This window comes from Pseudomonas sp. VE 267-6A (assembly GCF_024126555.1).
GTDB lineage: Bacteria > Pseudomonadota > Gammaproteobacteria > Pseudomonadales > Pseudomonadaceae > Aquipseudomonas > Aquipseudomonas palmensis.
The window spans coordinates 79,422-97,354 of record NZ_JAMYBY010000020.1; the positions used below are offsets into that span (position 1 = coordinate 79,422).

16 protein-coding genes and 1 riboswitch are annotated in these 17,933 nt (G+C 67.6%); of the genes, 12 read left to right on the top strand and 4 right to left on the bottom strand.

Annotated features, from left to right (window positions below; translation table 11 throughout):
• Positions 1-48: 48 nt before the first annotated feature.
• The 7 genes from NJH59_RS21505 to NJH59_RS21535 all read left to right on the top strand — a co-directional run bounded on the left by NJH59_RS21505 (position 49) and on the right by NJH59_RS21535 (position 7,929).
• A complete protein-coding gene (locus NJH59_RS21505; protein WP_253087288.1) occupies positions 49-2,406 on the top strand; it encodes a cytochrome c3 family protein in 2,358 nt (785 codons plus the stop codon).
• A 101-nt stretch (positions 2,407-2,507) separates the two neighbouring features.
• Positions 2,508-3,359, top strand: a complete 852-nt coding sequence (locus NJH59_RS21510) for an STAS domain-containing protein (RefSeq protein ID WP_054915144.1) — start codon at positions 2,508-2,510, stop codon at positions 3,357-3,359.
• 4 nt (positions 3,360-3,363) lie between these two features.
• A complete protein-coding gene (locus NJH59_RS21515) occupies positions 3,364-3,726 on the top strand; it encodes an STAS domain-containing protein (protein WP_043861203.1) in 363 nt (120 codons plus the stop codon).
• Positions 3,723-4,127, top strand: coding sequence for an anti-sigma regulatory factor (locus NJH59_RS21520; protein ID WP_043861202.1), 405 nt, complete (start codon positions 3,723-3,725; stop codon positions 4,125-4,127). The genes NJH59_RS21515 and NJH59_RS21520 overlap by 4 nt, the downstream gene beginning before the upstream one ends.
• Positions 4,118-5,128 carry an ATP-binding protein gene (locus NJH59_RS21525; protein ID WP_178083069.1) on the top strand — a complete coding sequence of 337 codons (1,011 nt, stop codon included), beginning with the start codon at positions 4,118-4,120 and terminating at the stop codon, positions 5,126-5,128. The genes NJH59_RS21520 and NJH59_RS21525 overlap by 10 nt, the downstream gene beginning before the upstream one ends.
• The gene (locus NJH59_RS21530) at positions 5,121-5,996 is read left to right on the top strand and encodes an ATP-binding protein (protein WP_043861201.1); all 876 of its coding nucleotides are present in this window, start codon (positions 5,121-5,123) and stop codon (positions 5,994-5,996) included. Before NJH59_RS21525 ends, NJH59_RS21530 begins: the two co-directional genes overlap by 8 nt.
• Positions 5,986-7,929, top strand: a complete 1,944-nt coding sequence (locus NJH59_RS21535; protein ID WP_054915145.1) for a response regulator — start codon at positions 5,986-5,988, stop codon at positions 7,927-7,929. Before NJH59_RS21530 ends, NJH59_RS21535 begins: the two co-directional genes overlap by 11 nt.
• A 6-nt stretch (positions 7,930-7,935) precedes the next feature.
• Here the strand turns inward: NJH59_RS21535 and NJH59_RS21540 are convergent, their stop codons facing one another.
• Positions 7,936-10,575, bottom strand: coding sequence for an excinuclease ABC subunit UvrA (locus NJH59_RS21540; protein WP_253087289.1), 2,640 nt, complete (start codon positions 10,573-10,575; stop codon positions 7,936-7,938).
• A 76-nt stretch (positions 10,576-10,651) separates the two neighbouring features.
• A complete protein-coding gene (locus NJH59_RS21545; protein ID WP_253087290.1) occupies positions 10,652-11,536 on the bottom strand; it encodes an EamA family transporter in 885 nt (294 codons plus the stop codon).
• A gap of 199 nt (positions 11,537-11,735) precedes the next feature.
• On the opposite strand from NJH59_RS21545, the gene NJH59_RS21550 reads away from it, so the two are divergent.
• A complete protein-coding gene (locus tag NJH59_RS21550) occupies positions 11,736-12,158 on the top strand; it encodes an NUDIX hydrolase (RefSeq protein WP_100633333.1) in 423 nt (140 codons plus the stop codon).
• A gap of 68 nt (positions 12,159-12,226) precedes the next feature.
• On the opposite strand, the gene NJH59_RS21555 is transcribed toward NJH59_RS21550, so the two are convergent.
• On the bottom strand, positions 12,227-12,721 hold the full coding sequence (locus NJH59_RS21555) for a copper chaperone PCu(A)C (RefSeq protein ID WP_043861196.1): 495 nt from the start codon (positions 12,719-12,721) through the stop codon (positions 12,227-12,229).
• Positions 12,721-13,326: an SCO family protein gene (locus NJH59_RS21560; protein WP_058541261.1), complete on the bottom strand. Its 606-nt coding sequence runs from the start codon at positions 13,324-13,326 to the stop codon at positions 12,721-12,723. Before NJH59_RS21560 ends, NJH59_RS21555 begins: the two co-directional genes overlap by 1 nt.
• A 228-nt stretch (positions 13,327-13,554) precedes the next feature.
• Here NJH59_RS21560 and NJH59_RS21565 point away from each other — a divergent pair, with 228 nt between their 5' ends.
• The 4 genes from NJH59_RS21565 to NJH59_RS21580 all read left to right on the top strand — a co-directional run bounded on the left by NJH59_RS21565 (position 13,555) and on the right by NJH59_RS21580 (position 17,923).
• On the top strand, positions 13,555-14,727 hold the full coding sequence (locus NJH59_RS21565) for a DUF1624 domain-containing protein (RefSeq protein WP_043861194.1): 1,173 nt from the start codon (positions 13,555-13,557) through the stop codon (positions 14,725-14,727).
• Positions 14,728-14,766: 39 nt separating this feature from the next.
• Positions 14,767-14,963: riboswitch (cobalamin riboswitch) on the top strand.
• A 145-nt stretch (positions 14,964-15,108) separates the two neighbouring features.
• Positions 15,109-16,122, top strand: a complete 1,014-nt coding sequence (locus tag NJH59_RS21570; RefSeq protein WP_058541263.1) for an ABC transporter substrate-binding protein — start codon at positions 15,109-15,111, stop codon at positions 16,120-16,122.
• Entirely contained in the window at positions 16,119-17,135 is a 1,017-nt protein-coding gene (locus NJH59_RS21575; RefSeq protein ID WP_253087291.1) for an iron ABC transporter permease, read from the top strand. The genes NJH59_RS21570 and NJH59_RS21575 overlap by 4 nt, the downstream gene beginning before the upstream one ends.
• On the top strand, positions 17,132-17,923 hold the full coding sequence (locus NJH59_RS21580; protein ID WP_058541264.1) for an ABC transporter ATP-binding protein: 792 nt from the start codon (positions 17,132-17,134) through the stop codon (positions 17,921-17,923). Before NJH59_RS21575 ends, NJH59_RS21580 begins: the two co-directional genes overlap by 4 nt.
• Positions 17,924-17,933 lie beyond the last annotated feature (10 nt).

A 17,933-nucleotide genomic window follows, 5' to 3' on the forward strand; every position in this document is an offset into this window, starting at 1 on the left:
GCGCCGCCTGATTGAAGCGCCCCTTACCCCAACAGCATGGACGTCTGCATGTCGAAAAAGCGCGCCGTTACGCCGCCCCAACAGCCCCCCGTGCGCGGCACCAGCCTGCTCTGGCCGGTGCTGGCCGGGGCGGTCCTGCTGGCCCTGCTGGGCACCTGGTTCGCCCTCGACCGTGCCCCGGCACGCCTGCCGGTGGCCGCGCAGAGCACGCCACCAGCCCCGCCAGCGCCAAGCAGCTCCGCCCCGGCGCTGGTCGACGAAGCCACCTGCCAGGGTTGCCATGGCGAACAGGTTCGCCAGTGGCAAGGTTCCCATCACCAGCTGGCGATGCAGCCGGCCACCGCCCAGACCGTGCTGGGCAATTTCGCCGACGTGCAGTTCAAGAGCGACCGCGAGACCACGCGCTTCTTTCGCCAGGGCGACCGCTTCTGGGTCAACACCCCAGGCGCCGACGGCCAGCCCCAGGATTTCGAGGTGGCCTATGCCTTCGGCATCGAGCCCCTGCAGCAGTACCTGATCGACACCGGCGGCGGGCACCTGCAGGCGCTCGGGGTGGCCTGGGATACGCGCCAGCAGCAGTGGTTTCACCTGTACCCCGGCCAGGGCGTGGACTTCAAGAACCCGCTGCACTGGAGCAAGCCGCAGCAGAATGCCAACTTCATGTGCGTGGAGTGCCATACCACCGGCTTCAAGCGCAATTTCAACGCTGCCAGCGCCACCTTCGACAGCCACTGGAACAGCCTGGGCGTGGGGTGCCAGGCGTGCCACGGCCCGGCCTCCGGGCACCTGGCGTGGGCGGCGCAAAAGCCGGCCAGGCAGGTTGCCCATGCCGGCTTCCAGCAGAGCCTGGTGGAGGGTGGCAACCTGGCCGAAGTCGAAACCTGTGCCCGCTGCCATGCGCGCCGCGCGCCGCTGGGCGATGGCTTTCACAACGAGCGCCGCCTGATGGACGACTACCTGCCCAGCCGCCTGACCCGCGAGCTGTATGAGCTGGACGGCAAGATCAAGGACGAGGTGTTCGAGTACGGCGCCTTCACCCAGAGCAAGATGTTCGCCAAGGGCGTGCGCTGCAGCAATTGCCACGAGCCCCACAGCACCCAGCTCAAGGCACCGGGCGACGGGGTGTGCCTGCAGTGCCACAACCCTGCGGGCAAGACCGGCGTGGCCGGGGTCGACGGCGCTGGGCTCAAGGCCCGCGACTATACCGCCACCGAGCACCATCACCATGCCCCCGGCAGCCCCGCGGCGCAGTGCGTCAGCTGCCACATGCCCGGCAAGTTCTACATGGTCAACGACTATCGCCACGACCACGGCTTCAGCATTCCGGCACCGGCCCAGGCACTGGCGCTGGGCACGCCGGATGCCTGCCTGGGGTGTCACAAGGGCAGTGCCGGGCAGCGCGTCAGCGAGCAGTTCGCGCTGTGGTACGCCGACCGGCCCTCAGACACACCGGCCTACGCCGCCAGCCTGGACCTGCTGCGCAGCGGCAAACCCGGTGCCGCCCAGGCGCTGCTGACGCAACTGGCCAACCGCGAACTGCCGGCGATCCGCCGCGCCACCCTGCTTGCCGAATTGCCCAACTACCCGAGCGAACGTGCCCTGCAGGCGGCGCGCAGCGCCCTGGGCGACAGCGCACCGCAGGTACGCGCCGCGGCGGTGGAAGCCCTGGCCGCGCTGCTGCCCCCGCAACAGCGGAGCATGCCGCTGGCCCCCTTGCTGCGTGACCCGGTGCTGGCCGTGCGCATCGCGGCCGCCTACGCCCTGCTGCCGGCACGGGCAGCCGGGCTGGGCGCGGCGCAGGCGGCGTTCGAGCAGGCGCTGGGCGAATACGAAAGCGTGCAGCTGAGCCTGCTCGAACGCGCCGAAGCCAACCTCAACCTGGCCCTGCTGTACCAGGCCAACGGACGCACCGATGCGGTCGAGCCGTACCTGCGCAGCGCGGTGCTGCGCGACGCCGACTTCCTGCCGGCCCGTGTGGCCCTGGTGCAGTGGCTGGACAGCCATGGCCGCCAGGACGAAGCACGCACGCTGCTGGAAGACAGCCTGCGCCAGCACCCCGACTCGGCGCTGTTGCAGCAGGCCCACGGCCTGGCCCTGATTCGCCAGGGCCGTCGCGACCAAGCGCTGGTGGCGCTGCGCAAGGCCGTGCAGCTGGCCCCGCAGAACGCCGGCTACGGGTATGTGCTGGCGGTGGCCCTGCACGATCAGGGGCAGCGCGAGCCGGCAATGCAACAACTGTGGAGCAGCCTGCAACAACAACCGTTTAACCGTGATGTTCGGCTGGCCTTGATGCATTATCTGCAACAGGCCCGGCAGGTGGACACAGCCAATGCCCTGCTCGAGTCGCTGCGCCAGCTCAACCCCTACGACCCGATGCTGCAACCGCGCCCCGCCAGCGGGAGCTGAGGGCCTGCAAAAAATTTGATGAAGGCAATATCGAACTAGAATCAGGCCTGCACACTCAGATGCGCATGTGCCTTACCTACCCTGCTCAGGAGCTTGTCCAAATGGCTGCACTGCAACCTGTCACCCTCACCGCCATCCGCACCCACCAGGCCTCCCTGGTAGCCGAATGGCTGGCCGGGCTGGACGCGTCGGGTGCCACGCGCAACCTCAAGGCCGACGACCTCAAGCGCCAGACCGAAGAGTTTCTCGACCTGCTGCACGCCGGCCTGCAGAACGGCGATGCCAGCAACCTCAACGCCGGTGCCTGGGACGAGGTGCGCCTGTTCCTGGAAAAGCTATCCCATAGCCGCGCCCTGCTCGGCCAGGACTCGCAGCAGACCGCCACCTTCATCTTCTCCCTCAAGGGCCCGCTGTTCGCCCTGCTGCAGCGCGAGTACAGCGAGCAGCCGGCGCAACTGGCCAACCAGCTGCTGCAGGTGTCCGAACTGCTCGATGCCCTGGGCCTGCACACCATCCGCACCTTCCAGAAATCCCGCGAGGCGGTGATCAAGCGCCAGCAGGAAGAACTGCTGGAGCTGTCCACCCCGGTGGTCAAGCTGTGGGACGGCGTACTGGCACTGCCGATGATCGGCACCCTGGACTCGCAACGCACCCAGGTGGTGATGGAATCGCTGCTGCAGCGCATCGTCGACACCGGCTCTGAAATCGCCATCATCGACATCACCGGTGTGCCCACCGTCGATACCCTGGTGGCCCAGCACCTGCTCAAGACCGTGACCGCCATCCGCCTGATGGGCGCCGACTGCATCATCAGCGGTGTACGCCCGCAGATCGCCCAGACCATCGTGCACCTGGGCCTGGACCTGCAGGGCGTGGTGACCAAGGCCAACCTGGCCGACGCCCTGAAGCTGGCCCTGCATCGCCTGGGCCTGTCCGTCGCCAAGGCGGGCTGAAGCCATGGAGCGCATCCCGATTCTGCAAATCGGCGAATTCCTGCTGGTGACCATCCAGGTCGACATGCATGACCAGCTGGCCATGACCCTGCAGGACGACCTGTCCGAGCGCATCAGCGCGACCTCGGCCAAAGGCGTGCTGATCGACATCTCGGCGCTGGACATGGTCGACTCCTTCATTGGCCGCATGATCGGCACCATCTCCGGGGTGTCGCGCATCATGGACACGCAGACCGTGCTGGTGGGCATGCAGCCGGCCGTGGCGATCACCCTGGTCGAACTGGGCCTGACCCTGCCCGGCGTGCGTACCGCGCTCAACGCCGAGCGCGGCATGCGCCTGCTCAACAACTCGGCTGCACCGCAATGAGCGCCGAGCAAAGCGGCACCCAGCCCATCCTGCTGGAGCAGGATGTGGTACGTGCACGGCAACTGGCGCGCACCCTGGCCCAGGGCTGCGGCATGAGCCTGATCAACCTGACCAAGCTGGTCACGGCGGTCAGCGAGCTGGCCCGCAACGCCGTGGTGTATGGCGGCGGTGGCCACATGGACTGGCAGGTGGTCGAGAAGGACCATCGCAAGGGCCTGCGCCTGACCTTTCGCGACGAAGGGCCGGGCATCCCCGACATCAAGCTGGCCATGACCGATGGCTGGACCAGCGGCGGCGGCCTGGGCCTGGGCCTGACCGGGGCCAAGCGCCTGGTGGACGAGTTCGAACTGGATACCGCCCCCGGGGCCGGCACGCGCGTGACGATTCTGCGATGGGCCTGAGTATCCTGGGCAGCCTGACCCAGGTGCTGCCGATAGAAGACGAGAGCCAGGTCGGTCATGCCCGGCGCTGCGTGCAACGCCTGGCCGAACAGCAGGGTTTCGATGCCACCGACGCCGGGCGCGCCGCGCTGCTGGCCACCGAGCTTGCGAGCAACCTGCTCAAGCATGCCGGGCGCGGTGAACTGCACCTGCGGGTGCTGCCCAACAGCGGCTACAGCGGGCTGGAACTGATCGCCATCGACCGTGGTGCAGGCTTCGACCTGCACCACTGCCTGGCCGACGGGTTCTCCACCGGCGGTACCCAGGGCATCGGCCTGGGCGCGATCAAGCGCCTGGCCGATGTGTTCGATGTGTACGCCGACAGCCGTGGCGCCGCCGTGCTGGCGCGCCTGTACCCACGCAGCAGCGCGGCCTGCGACCTGCGCTGGGGCGCCAGCCAGCACAGCCTGCATCACGACCCGGCCTGTGGCGATGCCTGGTACCTGGCCTACGACGGCCAGCGCATCAGTGCCCTGGTGGTCGACGGGCTGGGCCACGGCGAGCTCGCCGAACGGGCCGCCCACGCCGGCACCCAGGCCTTTGCCCAGGCCCCGTTCGCCGACCCCGCGCAGGTGCTCGAGGCGATGCACGTCAACATGCAGGGCACCCGTGGCGGCGCCGCGGCCTTCGCCCAGTACGACAACGGCGCGCTGCGTTTCAGCGGCGTCGGCAACATCGGCGCGCACCTGCTCGCACCCGGTAGCAGTCGTGGCCTGGCCTCGCACCCGGGTATCGTCGGCGGGCAATTCCGTCGCGTGCGCCCCTTTGACTATGCTGATGTGCATGCCAACCTGCTGGTGCTCTACAGCGACGGGCTGCAATCGCGCTGGGACCTGCAGCAGTATCCTGGCCTCATGCATCAGCACCCGGCACTGATCGCCGCCGTGCTGCATCGCGACTTCTGCCGAGGCCGCGATGATGTCACCGTGCTGGTTGTTGCCCTGGAGACCCTAAGTGGCTGATTCCCCTACCCTTGCCGACACCGAGGCGCAGGCGCTGATCGCGCGGCTGCGTGAAGAGGGCGACGCCCTGCGCGCCGAACTCGAAGAAACCAACCAGGGCGTGCTGGCCCTGTATGCCGAGCTGGATATCCAGGCCGAGCAACTGCGCCAGGCCTCGGACCTCAAGAGCCGCTTCCTGTCGTACATGAGCCACGAGTTTCGCACGCCGCTGGGTTCGATCCTGAGCATCGCCCGCCTGCTCAGCGACGAGCTGGACGGCCCGCTGAGCCCCGAGCAGCACAAGCAGGTGACCTTCGTCAGCAATTCGGCGCGCGAACTGAGCGACATGGTCGACGACCTGCTCGACCTGGCCAAGATCGAGGCCGGGCGCATCACCATCTCGCCGGCCTGGTTCGACATGCTCGACCTGTTCGCGGCCCTGCGCGGCATGTTCCGGCCGATCGTCGATGCCTCGGCGGTCGACCTGATCTTCGAAGAGCCCCAGGGCCTGCCGCGCCTGTACAGCGACGACAAGAAGCTGGCGCAGATCCTGCGCAACTTCATTTCCAACGCGCTGAAATTCACCGCCCGCGGCGAAGTGCGGGTGTCGTCGCAACTGGAAGACGACGGCCAGATCCGCTTTGCGGTGCACGACACCGGCATCGGCATCCCGGGCGAGTTGCACGACACGCTGTTCGAGGACTTCGCACAGATCGACTCGCCGCTGCAGAAGCGCCTGCGCGGCACCGGCCTGGGCCTGTCGCTGTGCAAGCGCTTCGCGGCGCTGCTGGGTGGCCGGGTCGGGGTCGAGAGTACGCCCGGGGTCGGCTCGACCTTCTACGTAGTGATCCCCTTGGCGCTGGCCCAGGAGCCTGGTGATGAAGCCTGACATCCGCCTGCTGATCGTCGACGACAACATCGTCACCCGCTATGCCCTGCGCCGGCGCCTGGAATGCCATGGCTACCGCATCGACGAGGCCGGCACCGGTGGCGAGGGCCTGGAGCTGATTGCCAGCCAGACCTACGACGCGCTGATCCTGGATGTACACCTGCCGGACATGAGCGGCTTCGATATCGTGCGCATCCTGCGCGCCACCCCGGCCACCGCGTTGCTGCCGGTGATCCACGTATCGGCGGCCGCCATCGGTACCGGCGACATCATCACCGGGCTGGACGCCGGGGCCGACGCCTACCTGATCCACCCGGTCGACCCCGAGGTGTTGCTGGCCACCCTGCGCACGCTGCTGCGGGTACGCGACACCGAGCAGGCGCTGCGCGAGAGCGAGGCGCGCTTTCGCGAGATCTTCGTCAGCACCGCCGCGCCCATCGCGCTGCTGGGCACCGGGCTCAAGGTGCACGAATGCAACCAGGCGTTCGCCCAGCTGATCCAGGACAACCTGAGCCCCGACACCCTGGTCGAGTGCTTTGCCGACGACCAGCAGCCGGTGATCGACGAGCTGCTGCGCAGGCTCGGCACCCGGGACCGCTGGAAGGGCCTGCTGCACATGCGCGTCAACGGCCAGCTGCGCGAGACCCAGTGGCAGGTGTCGCCCTACCGCAGCGGCGAGTCGAGCCTGATCTTCGTCGAGGACGTGACCGAACAGCGCCACCGCGAACGCACCCAGCGCGCCGAACTGGACAGCGCGACCACCCTGCTGGCCCAGGAAGTGGCCGAGCGCGCCCGTACAGAGGCGCAGTTGCTGCAGGTGCAGAAGATGGACGCACTGGGCAAGCTTACCGGCGGCATCGCCCATGACTTCAACAACATGCTCACCGGCATCATCACCAGCCTGGAGCTGATCAAGAAACGCATCGAGCAGGGCCGCGTCGACAAGGTGCAGTCCTACGCCGACGCTGCACTGGGCGCCGCCATGGGGGCCGCCACCCTGACCCACCGCCTGCTCGCCTTTGCCCGCCAGCAACCGCTGGACCCCCGCCCGGCCGACATCAACCAGCACATCCGCTCGCTGGAGGAACTGCTGCGACGCACCATCGGCGAACACATCAGCCTGCACCTGAACCTGAGCGAGCACCTCAGCGTGGCCCTGGTAGACCCGATCCAGCTGGAGAACGCCGTGCTCAACCTGGTGATCAACGCGCGCGACGCGCTGCCCCAGGGTGGCAACATCTGGATCAGCACCTACGCGGCGCACACCCAGGACGACCTCAAGCTGGCCGATGGCGCCTACGTGGCATTGTCGGTGCGCGACGACGGCAGCGGCATCGCCCCCGAGGTGATCGGCAAGGTCTTCGACCCGTTCTTCACCACCAAGCCCATCGGCCAGGGCACCGGGCTGGGGCTGTCGACCATCTACGGCTTCGCCCGCCAGTCGGCCGGCGACGTGCAGATCCGCAGCACCGGCGGGCGCGGTACCGAAGTGACGCTGCTGCTGCCGGCCAGCCAGAGCCCGCTGTTGAGCATCACCGAACCCACACCCGACACCGTGATCAGTACCGCCGGCGAGCATGTGCTGGTGGTGGAGGACATGTCGGTGGTGCGCAGTTTCGTCTGCGAGGTGCTGACCGATGCCGGTTACCGCTGCACCCCGGCGCCGGACGTCGAAAGCGCCCTGCAGAAACTGCATGCCGACCCGAGCATCGCCCTGCTGCTCAGCGACGTGGGCCTGCCGCACATGAACGGGCGCGAGCTGGCCAATGTCGCGCGCATGCTGCGCCCGAGCCTGCCGGTGCTGTTCATGACCGGCTACGCCGAGAACGCCATCGACCGGCAGCATTTTCTCGGTGAGCGCATGGACATCGTCACCAAGCCGTTCCAGATCCACGAACTGCTGGACAAGGTTCGGCGCAGCCTCGACGCCTGAGCCGCCTCAGCCCAGTGCCCGGGCCAGAAACGGCGCGGTACGGCTGTGGGCACTGGCCGCCACCTGCTGCGGCGTGCCGCAGGCCACCAGCGTGCCGCCCTGGTCCCCCGCCCCCGGGCCGATGTCGATCACCCAGTCGCTCTGGGCCACCACGCGCATGTCGTGCTCCACCACGATCACCGTATGCCCGGCATCCACCAGGCGCCCCAACTGCAGCATCAGCCGGTCGATATCCTGCGGATGCAGGCCGTTGGTGGGTTCGTCGAGCACATACAGGGTGGCCCCGCGGGCCATGCGCTGCAGTTCGGTGGCCAGCTTGATGCGCTGCGCCTCACCGCCCGACAGCTCGGTGGCCGGCTGGCCCAGGCGCAGGTAGCCCAGCCCGATTTCGTGCAGCACCGCCAGGGCACGCTGCACCGCCGGCTGCTGCTCGAACACCGCCAGTGCCTGGGTCACCGTCAGCTGCAGCACCTGGGCGATGTTCAGGCCCTGCCAGGTGACCGCCAGGGTCTGCGGGTTGTAGCGGGCGCCATGGCAGGTGGGGCATGGTGCGTAGACGCTGGGCATGAACAGCAGCTCGACGCTGACAAAGCCTTCGCCTTCGCAGGTTTCGCAACGGCCCTTGGCCACGTTGAACGAGAAGCGCCCGGCGTCGAAGCCCTGTTCGCGGGCCGCATCGGTGGCGGCGAACAGTTTGCGCACGTGGTCGAACAGGCCGGTGTAGGTCGCAAGGTTCGAGCGCGGGGTACGGCCGATGGGCTTCTGGTCCACCTGCACCAGCCGGCGGATGTGCTCCAGGCCCGCCGTGACCTGGCCGCCGCTGGCCTGCGCCACGTCATCCTCCAGGCTCTGCTCCTGGGGCTCGCTGGGCGCAGTGGCCTGGCCCAGGTGCGCGCCCACCAGCTCCAGCAGCGCCTGGCTGACCAGGCTGGACTTGCCCGAGCCGGAAATCCCGGTGACGGCCGTGAAGCACCCAAGGGGGAAGGCCGCATCGAGGTTGTGCAGGTTGTTGCGCGTCACGCCCTCCAGGCGCAGCCAGCCGCCGGGTTCACGCGGGGTGCGCGGCACGGCGGCCTGGGCGCCGAACAGGTAGCTGCGGGTCTGCGAGGCCTCGACCTCGGCCAACCCGGCCGGGGGCCCGCTGTACAGCACCTGGCCGCCCTGCTCGCCCGCCGCCGGGCCCACGTCCACCAGCCAGTCGGCGCGGCGCATGGTGTCCAGGTCGTGCTCGACCACGAACACCGAATTGCCCGCGGCCTTGAGGCGCAGCAGGGCCTCGTACAGCGCCTCGCCATCGGCCGGGTGCAGGCCGGCCGAGGGTTCGTCCAGTACATAGATCACGCCGAACAGCTGCGAGTTGAGCTGGGTGGCCAGGCGCAGGCGCTGCAGCTCGCCCGAGGACAGGGTCGGCGTGCTGCGCTCCAGGGCCAGGTAACCCAGGCCCAGGTCGATCAGGGTGGCCACCCGTTCGAGCAGGTCCTGGGCGATGCGCTGCGCGGCCAGGCGTTTTTCCAGCGAGAGGTTGGGCGTGTGGCGCACGTCCGGGCCGCCGGCATGGGCGTTGTCGCCCCTGGCCGCGCGCTGCTGGCGGGCGTCACGGGTTTGCGCGTGGGTCAGCACCGCACCCTGCGCGTCGCCATGCTCGACATAGGTGGCGCTGGCCACCGGCTTGAGCACCTCGGCCAGCTGCAGCAAGGGCAACTGCGCCAGCTCGGCAATGTCCAGCCCGGCGAAGGTCACGGTCAGGGCCTCGCGCTTGAGCCGCTTGCCCGCGCACAACGGGCAGGCGCTGGCCCGCATGAACTGGCTGACGCGCTTGCGCATCAGCGCGCTCTGCGAATGGGTGAAGGTGTGCAGCACATAGCGCCGCGCGCCGCTGAAGGTGCCCTGATAGCTGGGTTCGAGCTTGCGCTTGAGGGCGTCGCGGGTCTGGGCCGGGGTCATGCCGGCATACACCGGCACAGTGGGGGTTTCCTCGGTGAACAGGATCCAGTCGCGCTGCTGCTGGGGCAGGTCGCGCCACGGAATGTCGACGTCATAGCCCAGGGTCACGAGGATGTCGCGCTGGTTCTGGCCCTGCCACGCCAGCGGCCACGAGGCCACCGCACGCTCGCGGATGGTCAGCGACGGGTCGGGCACCATCGAGGCCTCGTCCACCTCGTAGACCCGGCCCAGGCCGTGGCACTCGGGGCATGCGCCCTGGGGCGTATTGGGCGAGAAGTCCTCGGCATACAGCATCGGCTGGCCGTCCGGGTAACTGCCGGCGCGCGAATAGAGCATGCGAATCAGGCTCGACAGCGTGGTCACGCTGCCCACCGAGGAGCGCGCGCTGGGGGTGCCGCGCTGCTGTTGCAGGGCCACCGCCGGCGGCAGGCCTTCGATGGCGTCCACATCCGGCACCCCGACCTGGTCGATCAGGCGTCGCGCATAGGGCGCCACCGACTCGAAATAGCGGCGCTGGGCCTCGGCATACAGGGTCGAGAACGCCAGCGACGACTTGCCCGAGCCGGACACGCCGGTGAACACCACCAGCGCATCGCGGGGGATGTCCACATCCACGTTCTTCAGGTTGTGTTCGCGCGCGCCGCGCACCTTGACCATGCCGGCCGGGCCGGCATGGGGCGTGGTGGATCGAGGTGAATTCATGGTCGGACCTTCGTCGGCGAGGGTCTGGAATTGGAGCGGCGTGCGCGGCGGATCGTTCCACCGCCGCCCTGGGGCCTCAGCTCAGCGCGGCCCGCAGGCGTTGACGCAGGCGCGAGCCGAACACGTTGATCAGCAACCCCACCATCACCAGCACCCCACCCCAGCATTGCAGGGTACTCAGGCGTTCACCCAGCAGCAACGCCGAGGAGCTCAGCCCCACCACTGGCACCAGCAGCGAAAACGGTGCGACCTTGCCCGCCGGGTAGCGCGACAGCAGGCCGCTCCACAGGCTGTAGCCGAGCATGGTGGCGATGAAGGCCAGGTACGCCAGGGCCAGGATCGAGTTCAGGCCGATGCCGCGCAGCGAGCTTTCGATCAGCGCCGGCCCTTCGAGCCACCACGACAGGGCGAAGAATGGCAACGGCGGAATCAGCGCGCCCCAGATCACCAGCGCCACCAGGTCGATGTTGCCGAAGCGGCGCGTGATGATGTTGCCCATGGCCCAGCATGCGGCGGCGCACAGGGTCAGCAACAGCGCCAAAAATGGCACGTGGCTGCCGTTCTCGCTGCCGATCAGCGCCAGGCCCCCGGCGGCCACCAGCAGCCCCAGCAGGCTGGCGGCGCGCAGCCGCTCACCGAGAAACATCGCGGCAAAGAACAGCGTGAAGAAGGCCTGCGACTGCAGCACCAGCGACGCCAGGCCCGGCGGCATGCCGTTGCCCATGGCCTCGAACAGAAAGGCGAACTGGCCCAGCGAGATGGTGGTGCCGTAGGCCAGCAACCAGCGCCACGGCAGTTGCGGGCGCTTGATGAAGAGGATCGCCGGAAACAGCACCAGCACGAAGCGCAGGCCACCCAGCAGCATGGGCGGCAGGCCGTCGAGGCCGACCTTGATCACCACGAAATTCAGGCCCCAGGCGACGATCACCACCAGCGCCAGCAACAGGTCCTTTAACGGCATTCTGCCCTCACCAATTTGTAATATTTCGAAACAGCATATCCTTATTCCCGGGTTCAGTTATACCCGTCGGCGGCGCATGCCTGTGTGACCAGCAGCTGCCCGGCAGCCCACACCACAAAAAACGCCGCGCAACCTGCAGAACCGTCGTATAAATACCGGCCCGGTGCCTAACGCCCCGTCCTGCCAGAGGCCAGTATCCATGCCCCTCAAACCCTTCTGCGGTGCCAAACTCGCCCTGCTGTTCCACGACCACCTGCTGACCTACAAGCGCGACGTGAAAAGCACCATCCCCTTCCCCGGCTGCTGGGACTTTGCCGGCGGGGGGCGCGAAGGTAATGAGACCCCGGTGGAATGCGCGCTGCGCGAGCTGGACGAAGAGTTCGCCCTGCGCCTGCCCCCCGAACGCATCGAATGGCGCCGCAACTACCCCAGCCTGGCCAGACCCGGCTGGGAGTCCTGGTTTCTGGTGGGGCACATCACGCAGGGGGAAATCGATGCCATCGAATTTGGCGACGAAGGCCAGTACTGGCAGATGATGCCGATCAGCGATTACCTGAAACACGCTGAAGGTGTGTGGTATCTGCAGGATCGGCTGCGGGACTATCTGGCGCAGGCCAGTTGAACCCGTTGGGTGGCGAACCACCCGGCAGGAACGGATTGCGCCGGCGCAAGGGCCGGCGCGGCGGGTACTTACATGTGGCTGTGGTCGTGCATCGAGTGCTCGCCGTGACCGTCGGTGGCGGTCAGCGAACGCACCGGGGCGTCGACCTTGATCGACTCCTTCTGGCCCTTGGCGTCTTCGACGATCAGGGTCAGCGGCACCGTGTCGCCTTCCTTCACCTGCTTGACCAGGCCCATCAGCATCACGTGGTAGCCATTGGTGTCGAGCACCACCGGCTTGCCGGCGGGCAGGTCCAGCGCCTTGACTTCACTCATGCTCATCACGTCGTTGTGCATCTGCATCTGGTGCACCTGCACGGTCTTGGCCACCGGCGACTCGACGCCCACCAGCTTGCTGTCGGTGCTGGCAGTAAGGGTCATGAACGCACCGGTCGACTGCTGCTGCGGCACGCTGGCGCGCACCCAGGGCTCGCCCACGGTGGTCTGGGCAACGGCGGGCAGCGCCGCACCGAACAGGGACAGCAACGCCATCGCGCCAAGCGCGTGTTTCACGGGAGAACGCATTAACAAACCTCCATTACGGTAAGCAGGTCTTCGGTGCATTCCTTGGCATTGAGGGAATGCGAGAGGCCAAGGCGCAGCACGCCACGCGAGTCGAACACGTAGCTGGTCGAGCTGTGGGAAATGGTATAGGTGTCGCCGGCCGGCACCTTCTCGTAGAACACGCCGAATTCCTTGGCCACTGCGGCCGTCTCTTCCAGGGTACCGGACAGCGCCACGAACGAGGGATCGAAGGCCTTGACGTAGGCGTCCAGCACTTCGGGGGTGTCGCGCTCGGGGTCCAGGCTGATGAACACCACCTGCAGGAAGTCGGCGTCGCGGCCCATCAGCTTCTTGATCTGCACCGCGCGGGCCAGGGTGGTGGGGCACACCGCCGGGCATTGGGTGAAGCCGAAGAATACCATCGGCATCGAGCCCTGGAAGCTCGACAGGGTCATCACGTTGCCTTGCGGGTCCTTGAGCTTGAAGGTGCGGCCGAGGATCTTATTGCTCAGGTCCTTGCCGTATTTGAAGTCCAGCGCGCCGGAGTTGTTGCAACCTGCCAGGGCACCGAGGCCGAGCAGGCCGAGCCCGGCGATCACCGTGCGCCGGGTCAGTAAATCGTTCATGTAACCATCCTTTTGGGAAGGTGCCGGCCCCGAGAGCGGGAGCCTTGTGCAAGGGTTTTGCGAGGCGGCATTTTGTCACGCAGGGTCGACGGGTTCCAGCGCGCAGCGCCAGATGGGTGCGGTCTGATGTCGCAGCATGGCAGTCAAGATTGTAAGGAAGATTTACCGAGCGAATAGAAATGTTATACAGTAACCATTCAATTCGCCCCCTCTGCCTGCGACCTTTCAATGACTAGCGCTACTGCCCTCCCCGCCGCCAGCAAACCGAGCCAACGCCTGCTGTCCATCGATGCCCTCAGGGGCCTGGTGATCCTGTTCATGCTGCTGGACCACGTGCGCGAAACCTTCTTCCTGCACCGCCAGGTCAGCGACCCGATGGCCATCGACAGCACCGAACCTGCGCTGTTCGTCAGCCGTACGCTGGCCCACCTGTGCGCCCCGGTGTTCGTGCTGCTGACCGGTCTGTCGGCCTGGCTGTATGGCCAGAAGCACCAGGGCCGGGGCGATGTGTCGGCCTTTCTGTTCAAGCGCGGGCTGTTTCTGGTGGTGCTGGAGTTCACCCTGGTGAACGTCGCCTGGACCTTCCAACTGCCACCCAGCGTGATCTACCTGCAGGTGATCTGGGCCATCGGCATCAGCATGATCGCCCTGGCGGCCCTGGTGTGGTTGCCGCGCCCGCTGTTGCTGGTGCTGGGCGCCGCGATCGTGGCCGGTCACAACCTGCTCGACGGCCTGCACTTTGCGCAGGGCTCTGCGCTGCACGTGCCGTGGGCGATCCTGCATGACCGCGGCTGGCTCGAGTTCTCCGACAGCCTGCGCCTGCGTACCTCGTACCCGGTGCTGCCGTGGGTCGGCGTGATCGCGCTGGGCTACGGCCTGGGCCCCTGGTTCGCCCACTCGATGCCGGCCGCCACGCGCCAGCGCCGTCTGCTGCTGGCAGGCCTGGCAACCCTGCTCGGCTTTGTCGCCCTGCGCCTGCTCAACGGCTACGGCGAGGCGCCATGGACGGTTCAGGCCGACACCGCGCACACCCTGATGAGCTTCTTCAACATCACCAAGTACCCGCCCTCGCTGCTGTTCCTGGCCCTGACCCTGGGGGCTGGCCTGCTGTTGCTGCTGGGCCTGGAGCGCGCCGGGCAGCGCCGGTGGATCAGCACCCTGGCGGTGTTCGGCGCCGCACCGATGTTCTTCTACCTGCTGCACCTGTATGTGCTGAAAGTGGCGTACCTGGCCTGCGTTGCACTGCTGGGCCTGAACCAGGGCAATTACTTCGGCTTCGATGGTATCTGGGCGGTGTGGCTGACCGCCGTGCTGCTGGCCGTGGCGCTGTTCCCGCCGGTGCGCTGGTTTGCCGCGTTCAAGGCCCGCCGTCGCGACATTGCCTGGCTCAAGTACCTCTGAGGCTGGCGGGGTTTTGTTTCCCTGCGGGCGGCGTGATCGACTACCATGCCGCCCGCCGGTTTCCACACGGAATCAATAGGGAATCCGAGACGCCACTGCATGGCGTCAAACGGAACTGCCCCCGCAACTGTAAGTGCCGAGCCTGCTCCTGAAATGCCACTGGGTGACCCCCGGGAAGGCCGGAGCCAGGTGACGACGCACCAGTCAGGAGACCTGCCGGCACAGCAACAATCACTAACCGGCGGGGTGTCCGGGGAGTACATCTGTGCCGCGAGCGCCCCGCGCGCCGAACGGCCTTGCCCTGCCCTCGCGGCAGCGCCTGTCGATGTGTTTCCAGGTTGTACACCCCTGCCCGTGTACGGTTCGAATGGAGATCGCATCATGCAGTTGCCCCGCCTTGTCACCCTGCTCGCGGGCCTGGGTCTGTCGACCCTGGCCCAGGCCGCCCCGACCCACTACCCGCTCACGCTGCAGAACTGCGGCATGCCGCTGACCTTCCAGCACGCGCCCGACAGCGCCGTGACCATCGGCCAGGCCGGCACCGAGATGTTCTACGCACTGGGCCTGGGCGACAGGCTGGTCGGCACCTCGCTGTGGTTCAACGATGTGCTGGCGCAGTACAAGGTGCAGAACGACAAGGTCGAGCGCCTGGCCGACAACGACCCCAGCTTCGAGGCGGTGATCGGCAAGCGCCCGCAACTGGTGGCGGTGCAGCTGGAGTGGATGGTCGGCCCGCAGGGCGTGGTCGGCACCCGCGAGCAGTTCCATGAGCTGAACATCCCCACCTATCTGATGCCGTCCGACTGCGAAGGCAAGGACAACCTGGTCGGCGCCGACGGCACCCGCCTGGAGCCGTTTCGCATCGACAGCATCTACAACAGCATCAGCCAGCTGGCCGAGATCTTCGACGTGCAGGCGCGTGGCGAGCGGTTGAACAGCGAGCTCAAGGCACGCCTGGCCAAGGCTGCCGCCACCGTGAAGGGCAAGGATCTGAAGGACACCAGCGCCCTGTTCTGGTTCTCCAGCGCAGACCTGGACATCGACCCGTACGTGGCCGGGCGCAAGGGTATCCCCGACTACATGCTGCAGACCCTGGGCGTGCGCAACGTGGTGCAGTCCGATGAGGAATGGCCGACCGTGGGCTGGGAAACCATCGCCAAGGCCAACCCCACCTTCCTGGTGATCGCGCGCATGGACCGTCGTCGCTTCCCGGCCGATGACTACCAGAAGAAACTCGAATTCCTGCGCAGCGACCCGGTCACGCGCAACATGGACGCGGTCAGACACAACCGCATCGTGATTCTCGATGCACATGCCATGCAGGCCAGCACGCGCCTGTTCAGCGGCATGGAGACCCTGGCCTCGGCCATCAACGGCTTCGACCTGGCGCCATGACAGGCAGCGTTGTGCGCGGCCTGCTCGCGTGCCTGGCCCTGCTGCTGGCGATACTGGCAGGGGTGGCGATTGGCGAAACGCCGATCGCCCCCTCGGTGGTGCTGCAGGTGCTGGCCAACAAGCTATGGGCCGCCGGGCACCTGCTGGACCCGATGGATGAAGGCATCGTGTGGAACTATCGCCTGACCCGTGCGCTGGTGGCCGCCGCCTGCGGCGCGGGGCTGGCCACCTGCGGGGTGGTACTGCAGTCGCTGCTGCGCAACCCGCTGGCCGACCCGTACCTGCTCGGCATCTCGGCCGGCGCCTCCACCGGCGCGGTGCTGGTGGCGCTGCTGGGGCTGGGCGCGGGGGCGATCACGCTGTCGCTGGGCGCCTTCGTCGGGGCCATCGCGGCCTTCGCGCTGGTGGCGCTGCTGGCCCGTGCCAGCGGGCCGTCCAACAGCACGGGGCAGATCATCCTCGCCGGGATTGCCGGCTCGCAGCTGTTCAACGCGCTCACCGCCTTTCTGATCACCCGGTCGGCCAGTGCCGAGCAGGCGCGCGGCATCCTGTTCTGGCTGCTGGGCAACCTCAGTGGCGTGCGCTGGCCATCGGTGTGGCTGGCAGTGCCGGTGGCGCTGGCCGGCCTTGCGGTGTGCGTGTGGCATCGGCGGGCGCTGGACGCCTTCACCTTCGGCAGCGACTCGGCCGCCTCGCTGGGCATCCCGGTACGCCGCGTGCAGGTGCTGCTGATCAGCTGCGCGGCACTGGTGACGGCAGTGATGGTGTCGATCGTGGGCGCCATCGGCTTTGTCGGGCTGGTGATTCCGCATGCGATGCGGCTGCTGTTCGGTACCCCCCATGCGCGCCTGCTGCCGGCCAGCGCGCTGGGTGGCGCGCTGTTCCTGATTGCCGCCGACGTGCTCTCGCGCACCCTGATCAAGGGCCAGGTGATTCCGGTGGGGGTGATCACGGCGCTGGTCGGCGCACCGGTGTTCGCATTGATACTGATTGGCCGCAGGAGCGCCCGATGAACGCTGTCACCCACCCGCTGGATGAAGCTGCACTGCGCTGCACCGGGCTGGGTTTGAAGGTGCGCGATGCCGTGCTGCTGGACGCGGTCGACCTTGAGGTGCGCCGTGGCGAGACCCTGGGTATCGTCGGCCCCAACGGCTCGGGCAAGTCCACCCTGCTCAAGCTGCTGGCCGGGCTGCGCACGCCCACCTGCGGCGAGGTGCAGCTGGGCAGCAACGCGCTCAGGCAACTGCCACGCCGCGAGGTGGCGCGGCGGTTGGCAGTGGTCGAGCAACAGGCCGACACCAGCGATGCGATCAATGTGTTCGATGCCGTGGCCCTGGGCCGCACGCCGTGGTTGTCGGCGTTGCGCCCGTGGTCGGCAGACGATCACGCCATCGTGCAGCAGGCCCTGGCCGACGTGGATGCCACCCACCTGGCAACACGCAGCTGGCGCAGCCTCTCCGGTGGCGAGCGCCAGCGCGTGCACATCGCCCGGGCCCTGGCGCAACGCCCGCAGCTGCTGTTGCTCGACGAGCCGACCAACCACCTCGACATCCAGCACCAGCTGGGCATTCTGCGCCTGGTTCAGGCGCTGCCGGTGACCACCCTGATCGCCCTGCACGACCTCAACCAGGCCCTCACCTGCGATCGCCTGGCCGTGCTCGAGCGCGGGCGCCTGGTGGATGTCGGCCCGCCGTTGCAGGTGCTGACCCCGCAACGCCTGCAGGCCACCTTCGGGGTGCAGGCGCACTACCTGACTGACCCCTTCGACGGCGCGCAGATCCTGCGCGTTCGTTCCCCTTGACCTGAAATGG